This window comes from Cryobacterium sp. TMT1-3 (assembly GCF_004402315.1).
Lineage (GTDB): Bacteria > Actinomycetota > Actinomycetes > Actinomycetales > Microbacteriaceae > Cryobacterium > Cryobacterium luteum.
Window position 1 is genome coordinate 1 of the sequence record NZ_SOFW01000024.1, and the last position, 6,275, is coordinate 6,275.

8 protein-coding genes are annotated in these 6,275 nt (G+C 63.6%); 2 read left to right on the top strand and 6 right to left on the bottom strand.

Translation table 11 applies throughout. The features are described 5' to 3' along the window. Together E3O25_RS08910 and E3O25_RS08915 are read left to right on the top strand one after the other, a co-directional pair. A partial coding sequence (locus E3O25_RS08910; protein WP_206750213.1) for a hypothetical protein occupies window positions 1–711 on the top strand: 711 nt, incomplete at its 5' end. A 331-nt stretch (window positions 712–1,042) separates the two neighbouring features. Further along, window positions 1,043–1,915: a hypothetical protein gene (locus E3O25_RS08915; protein ID WP_134360969.1), complete on the top strand. Its 873-nt coding sequence runs from the start codon at window positions 1,043–1,045 to the stop codon at window positions 1,913–1,915. A gap of 225 nt (window positions 1,916–2,140) precedes the next feature. Here E3O25_RS08915 and E3O25_RS08920 read toward each other — a convergent pair whose 3' ends face one another. The 6 genes from E3O25_RS08920 to E3O25_RS17755 form a co-directional block, all read right to left on the bottom strand. Continuing rightward, complete coding sequence (locus E3O25_RS08920; protein WP_134360970.1) at window positions 2,141–3,028, bottom strand: acetamidase/formamidase family protein; 888 nt, start codon at window positions 3,026–3,028, stop codon at window positions 2,141–2,143. Between the two features lie 3 nt (window positions 3,029–3,031). Then, window positions 3,032–3,811, bottom strand: coding sequence for an amino acid ABC transporter ATP-binding protein (locus E3O25_RS08925; RefSeq protein WP_092112274.1), 780 nt, complete (start codon window positions 3,809–3,811; stop codon window positions 3,032–3,034). Between the two features lie 61 nt (window positions 3,812–3,872). Beyond that, complete coding sequence (locus tag E3O25_RS08930) at window positions 3,873–4,526, bottom strand: amino acid ABC transporter permease (protein ID WP_092112209.1); 654 nt, start codon at window positions 4,524–4,526, stop codon at window positions 3,873–3,875. A gap of 91 nt (window positions 4,527–4,617) precedes the next feature. Continuing rightward, window positions 4,618–5,427: an ABC transporter substrate-binding protein gene (locus E3O25_RS08935; RefSeq protein ID WP_092112210.1), complete on the bottom strand. Its 810-nt coding sequence runs from the start codon at window positions 5,425–5,427 to the stop codon at window positions 4,618–4,620. Between the two features lie 318 nt (window positions 5,428–5,745). After that, window positions 5,746–5,871 carry a winged helix-turn-helix domain-containing protein gene (locus tag E3O25_RS08940; RefSeq protein ID WP_304988808.1) on the bottom strand — a complete coding sequence of 42 codons (126 nt, stop codon included), beginning with the start codon at window positions 5,869–5,871 and terminating at the stop codon, window positions 5,746–5,748. Between the two features lie 38 nt (window positions 5,872–5,909). Next, window positions 5,910–6,275: winged helix-turn-helix domain-containing protein (locus E3O25_RS17755; RefSeq protein WP_166806005.1), on the bottom strand; the 366-nt coding region annotated here is incomplete at its 5' end.

Sequence of the window (6,275 nt, forward strand, 5' to 3'; positions counted from 1 at the left end):
ATCACCCTCACAGCGGTGGCACTCTTCAGCTTGACGGGCTGCGCACCGAAAACAGCCGTAGCAACAAGCGAGTCAGTACCCGAAACAGCCGCTCCAACTTCAGCGCCAGTAGAAACCGCCGAAGTACCTCAAGTGGCAGAATACGCCCCATACGCAGAAGCAGTCCCTGAAAACCTGGTGCAATATCAAGAGATGCCGTTCGAAATCTTTGAAACACTCCCTAAGGATGAGCAGGCGCCGTACGTGTCCTGGCTTATTCGTGACAAGGATATCTTTGTCGCTGAGTGGCGAGATCAAAGAACAGGACCTAACGATGGCATTGACACCGAAGTTTCACTCGATGACTCCGATCAAGACGCATTAGTCAGTAGTACATGGATGCTCCGAATGGCGGTATCCCTGAATACGGAAGACGCAAAAAAAGTTTTAACTTTCATGGTCGAGGACAGGGCAGGATCGGTGAAATACGATGAGATTATTGGCGCTGCAGACGTTCCAGACCGTACGCCTCGATATATGGCCGAAGGTCAAATGATGCGTATTCCGACAGTCACAAAGGAGTCTGAACTGATGCCCATCAAGGGAGTATATGCCAAAGAGATCACCGCACTCGAGAACATGACTAACACTGTCTTGAAAGGCTATGTGTTCTACCATGAATATACCGACTATGCTGGCCAAGTCTACCCCGTATGGCTAACTAGGGGCTAGTCTCTACTGGTATTTATACTATCAAAACAAGGGCACCACTGGCATTAGCAGATACATCGCGAAAATGCTGGCGTGCACTGGCGTGCTTCACTGTTCTTGGACACGGCATCGTGATCTAGGAAGTTGAACCACTTGACCAGCAATGAGAAGAAGCCCAAGCGCTCGTTCTCCCCCTTCGCCGACGCGGTCGGTGAGGCCTGGGGGAGTCGCTGAGCTGTGGCGGCGTGCACAACGCGGCCCGGTCGCATCCGCTCTCGTGGCCACCTAGTGGGGGCAGCGGTCTGGAGATAGGGTTCGGGCAGCTTTCTCTACCCCACAGAATGGCGATCTGATGAATCGTTTCTCGCGCAAGTTGGCAGTGACGGCGCCGCAGAGAGCCGCGGGCGAACCGACCGTGCTGCATGACGAGTTGACGAAGGCAGCCGCGAAGCCAACCGAGGGCGACCTGCCCGTCTCGGCGCGCGTGGCACTCTACGGATCCATCACGCTCGCCCTCGCCGTGCTGGCGGCGATCGGCATTCAGGGTGACGTGCTGGGCCGGCTCATTCGCAACCAAACCCAGCTGTTTCCGTGGGCGATTGTGGTGGTACTGCTGGGCGGAGCTGCCGTTCATTGGCGCCGTCTGGAAACGCACCTGTTAACCCGCATCGGAGCGGCACTGGGTGCGCTGCTGCTGCTGATCGGTGTCTCCTGGATGGTCTGGATCGGGGCGGAGAGCCTGGCGCTGCGGGACCAGCCGGTCGTCAATCTCACCGCCACGATTGCCGCCGACGGAAGCGTGCAGGTCTCGGCCGACGCCTCCAGCACGTCGTTGAAGGCGAACGACAAGATGCTGCTCGACGTGAAGACCGTCGACGCGGGCGCGGGCGGCACGACGCTGGACTGGTGCCGCGATTCACTGGTCAGCAAACACGTTGAGAGTGCTGCGGGGCGCTCGGTCTATTGGGAAGAGACGGGGCCGTCGGCAACGGGGGCGGCGAAAGACTCTATCGAGCTGGTTCTCGACCGCGGCAACGCCCGGTACCTGCGCGCGAGCGCCGCGCTGCACCTGAGCCAGGCGCCCCTGGAAAACACTGGATCGATGACCGCAGAGCAGAAGGCGGCCGCCGACGCCCGGTATCAGAAGGCGCAGGGTCGGCTGTCTCGCGATTCCCGCGACGCCGTGGTGATCATCGACTTGTCTCTGCTGCAGAGCGCCGGGTAGCCGGGGGTGGTGCTGCACATGCGCCGCCCACTTGTTCCTGGGGCCGGTTGGTTGGGGAGGCCGCACACATTCGTTGGTCGAGCCGCACTCGCATGGGCCGGCGGGCCGGCCATTCCGCATCCGCTTTCGTGAGAACCCCGCATCCCCTTGGCGTACCTCCCGCGCAGCGCGCCGCCCGCGAACGCGCGAGCTGCCCGCGGAACGCGGCCACCCGCATCCGCTCTGTTAGAGCAACGCCGGGGCCAGGGCGGCGTCGGCGCCGCCGGTGAGCGACAGGGCCAGGCTGCGGCGGGAGTTGACGACCTGGCACACCCGCACCTCGAGCAGCAACCCCACGGCGAGGTAGGCATCGTTGTGGGGCATGCCGAAGTGCGCGGCGAGCAGCCGGGTGCACTCGGCGACCCCGCGGCGCAGCGCCTCGTCGAAATCATCGCCGTCTACGACAATCCAGGTCTTCTCCTCGCGCCGGATGGTGGCAAAGGTGGGCGCCCAGTCGGTGCGGGTGCGCACGCAGAGCTCGAGGCGTGCCGCCACCTCGATGCCGGTGCCGCAGACCTCGGCGTCGCCCATGGCCGCGTGCACATCGCCCACAAACAGGCCGCCGCCGTCAACCTGGGCGGTGATCCACACCGTCGAGCCCACCGCGCACAGCACGGAGTCGAGGTTGCCGCCGTAGCCGCCGAGGTGTCGCGGTTCGGTCTCGACGCGGGGGAGCAGGCCGAGGGTGCCAATGTGCAGCCGTGGCGTGACGGCAATGGGTGCGCCGGTGCCCCACTCGATGAGCGGATGCCGCGCCGCCAACCGTCGCACGTGCGACTCGGGCGGTGCGCCCACGCCGAGCCCCGGGCGGGTCCAGGTGTGGCCCCACTCGGCCGGGTCGATGGCGCGAATCTCCACCCCGACGGCATCGCCCGCCTTCACCCCGGCGATCTCGATGGGGCCGTTCACCGCAAACACCCGGCTCGGGTCGAGGTCGGCGTGCCTGACGCCCTCACCGATCTGGTTGCCCGACGCGTCCTGGGTGAGGCACGCGAACACCTCGCCGGGTTCGACGGTGAACGAAGGCGCCAGCCCGGGGGAGAGTCGGTAGATCTGCTCGTCGAACTCCCGCACGGCTCAGCTCTCGGAAGCCTGCGGCGACGTTTGCGACCGGCTGAGCAGGGCCCGGGTCTTGTCGTGCTGGGGGTTGGTGAAGATGGTCTCCGGCGGCCCTTCCTCCACGATCAGTCCCTGGTCCATGACCACGATGCGGGTGGCGATCTCGCGGGCGAACTGCATCTCGTGCGTGACGATCACCATGGTGGTGCCCGCCTGGGCGATGCGCTTGATGACGGCGAGAACCTCACCGACCAACTCGGGGTCGAGCGCCGAGGTGGGCTCGTCGAAGAGCATGACAGCCGGCTCCATGGCCAGCGCGCGGGCGATGGCCACGCGCTGCTTCTGGCCGCCCGAGAGCTTGCTCGGGTAGTTGTCGAGCTTGTCGCCGAGGCCCACCATCTCGAGGTGGTGCACCGCCTTGATGCGGGCATCAGCGGCCGAGAGGTTCTTGATGTCGCGCAGCGGGGCCATGACGTTGCCCAGCGCGGTCTTGTTCAGAAACAGGTTGAAGTGTTGAAACACCATTCCCACGTCGGTGCGCTTCTTCGCCGTAACGGATGCCCGCTCCGCGACGAGCGCGCCGTTCTGCTCCCGATAGCCGATCATGTGGCCGTGCACGTAGATGCGGCCGGCGTCGATGGTCTCGAGCTTGTTGATGCAGCGCAGCAGGGTGCTCTTGCCCGAACCGCTGGAGCCGAGAATGACCACCGTCTCGCTCTGGGCAACCTCGAGGTTGACGCCCTTGAGCACCTCAACCCGCTTCACCTCGTGGGTTTTGCCGCGAAAGCGGTCCCACAAGGACTGCTTGGCCTCGGACACAAAGGTCTTGTGTACATCCTTGACATTGATGATGGTGTTATCAGCCACGAGACCGCGCCTTTCGTTCGAGAAGTACCACAATTCGAGAGAGCGGAAGGCTGAGCATCAGGTAGAGGATGGCTGCTGCCGTGTAGATTTCCGTGGTCTGAAAAGTCTGGCTGTTCAAAATGTTCGCGGTCTTCAAAATCTCGGTGACGGCAATGACCGAGGTGAGCGCCGTGTCTTTGACCATGGCAATGAAGTAGTTACCGATCGGTCCGAGCGAGACGACGAACGATTGCGGAATCACCACCTTCCAGAGCGCCTTGGTGGGGGTGTAGCCGAGCGAGAGTGCCGCTTCGGTCTGCCCGGATTCGACGGAGAGAATGGCCGAACGAAAGACCTCAGACAGGTAGGCGGCGTAGTTGAGCCCGAGGCCCAGAATGCCGGCCGGAATCGGGTCGATGGCAATACCGATGCTCGGCAGCACGAAGAAGATGTAGACCAGCTGCACCAGCAGCGGGGTGCCGCGAATGACCTCCACGTAGAAAACCGCGATGGCCCGCAGCACCTTGAACTGGGAGATGCGGGCGAGGGCAACGAGAAGACCGAGCACGAGGGCCAGAATCATGGCGCCGGCAGCGAGTTGAAGCACGATCGGCACGGCGCCGATCAGCGAAGGGAACACTGCAAGGGTGTCAGTGATGAAATCCATGGTGGAGCGCCTAACTTAGGGGGGATAAACATGCGCACACGGCCGTTCCCCACCGCGAGGTGGGGAACGGCCGGTACGAGTCGTGCGTTAGCTACTCCGTGACGTTGTCTTCGCCGAGTCCGTACTTCTGCAGAATTTCCAGGTACTGGGGGGTCTGCTTGAGGTCGGCGAGGCCCGAGTTGAGGTCGTCGAGCAGCTCGGTGTCTTCCATGCGCACGCCGGCGCCAATCTGGCCGGGAAAGTACGGCGTGTACGGGGTGACGAGTTCGATCTTCGGGTTGGGCTTCTGCACGAGGCTGTAGGCCAGCACGGCGCTGTCGGTGAAGGCGGCGTCAATCTGGCCGTTTTCCACGGCGGCGATCAGCGCAGCCTGCGAGTCGAAGAACTGGGTCTCGCTGCCTTCCAGGGTTCCGATGAGGTCGGTGAAGACCGTTCCGGTCTGGGCGCCGAGCACCTTGCCCTTTACGTCATCGCGGTTCTTCACGGTGGAGCCGGCCGGTACGAGCAGGCCTTCGCCCTGCATGTACCAGGTGTCGGTGAAGTTGATTTCTTTCTTGCGCGCGTCGGTGATGTACATGGCGTCGACGATCACGTCGGCCTTCTTGGCCATCAGCGCCGGAATGAGGGTGTTGAAGTCGGTGACGAAGACCTCGACGTTCCAGCCCTTCGCCTCGGCGATGGCAAGAATCATTTCTCCATCGATGCCCGAGAGCTCGCCCGTGGCGGCATCGGTGAACGAGAAGGGGGCGTCATTCGACGTGGCGATCGTGATGGTCTTTTTCGCGTCGGCGTTAGAGCCGGTGGAGGCATCGGCGCTGCAGCCCGACAGAGCCAGGGCGCCAACGAGCGCCAGCGGCACCAGAACCTTGAGACGTTTGGCGAATCGGGATGACGTGTTCATGTTTCTCCATCTAGTGCTGGGTGTGAATGCCGGTGTTCGGCATGCACTGGGCAGAAATTTGTCTAGTCGAAATCTAAGTTATGCCGCTATCATCGCACAACTCAGGATAGAGCGATCTTATCCATAGGTTAGGGCTATATTGAGCCCAGGCGGTGCGAAGCCCAGTGAAAAATTGGGGCCAATCCTGCGTATCGTCGGCCCCTTTCTGCCGTCAATCCTGAGGCAGGTCGTCCACCCCACTGCGGACGGGGCCCGGGCCCCGTCCCCGGGCCCAGGTTATAAACTGGGCCCATGGACGGGGCCCGGGCCCCGACCGGGTTAGGTGGTCGTCGACGCCAGTCGGTAGCCCACGCCGCGCACCGTTTCGATGCGCTCGGCGGGCCCGATCTTGCGGCGCAGGTTGGCCACGTGCACCTCGAGGGAGCGCTTATCGGCCTCCGTCACCAGCGCGGTGGCGTACCTGTCGCCGCGCAGCTCGAGAATCAGTTCNGGCGCAGGTTGGCCACGTGCACCTCGAGGGAGCGCTTATCGGCCTCCGTCACCAGCGCGGTGGCGTACCTGTCGCCGCGCAGCTCGAGAATCAGTTCGCTCTTGCTGTGCACCCGGTCAACGGGCTGCAGCAGGCGCGCGAGCAGATCGAATTCACTGCGCGTCAGCAGAACGGATGCCCCCGCCACCTCCACCACGCGCCGCGCCGAATCGAGGCGCACGCCGTCGTGGTGCAGCCATCCGCTGGAGTCGGGGTTCGGCGCCGAGCTCGGCTGGGGCCCGGGCGTGGGCGTGAGCCCGGGCGCGGCCTGGAACCCCGGCGCGGCCTGGAGCCCGGGCGCGGCCGCCCGGGGCTCAAT

What these genes read in the sequence shown, in the direction of transcription:
- E3O25_RS08915 (WP_134360969.1), top strand. Translation starts at nt 1,043, where the DNA reads ATGAATCGTTTCTCGCGCAAGTTGGCAGTGACGGCGCCGCAGAGAGCC.
- E3O25_RS08930 (WP_092112209.1), bottom strand. Translation starts at nt 4,526, where the DNA reads ATGGATTTCATCACTGACACCCTTGCAGTGTTCCCTTCGCTGATCGGC.
- E3O25_RS08935 (WP_092112210.1), bottom strand. Translation starts at nt 5,427, where the DNA reads ATGAACACGTCATCCCGATTCGCCAAACGTCTCAAGGTTCTGGTGCCG.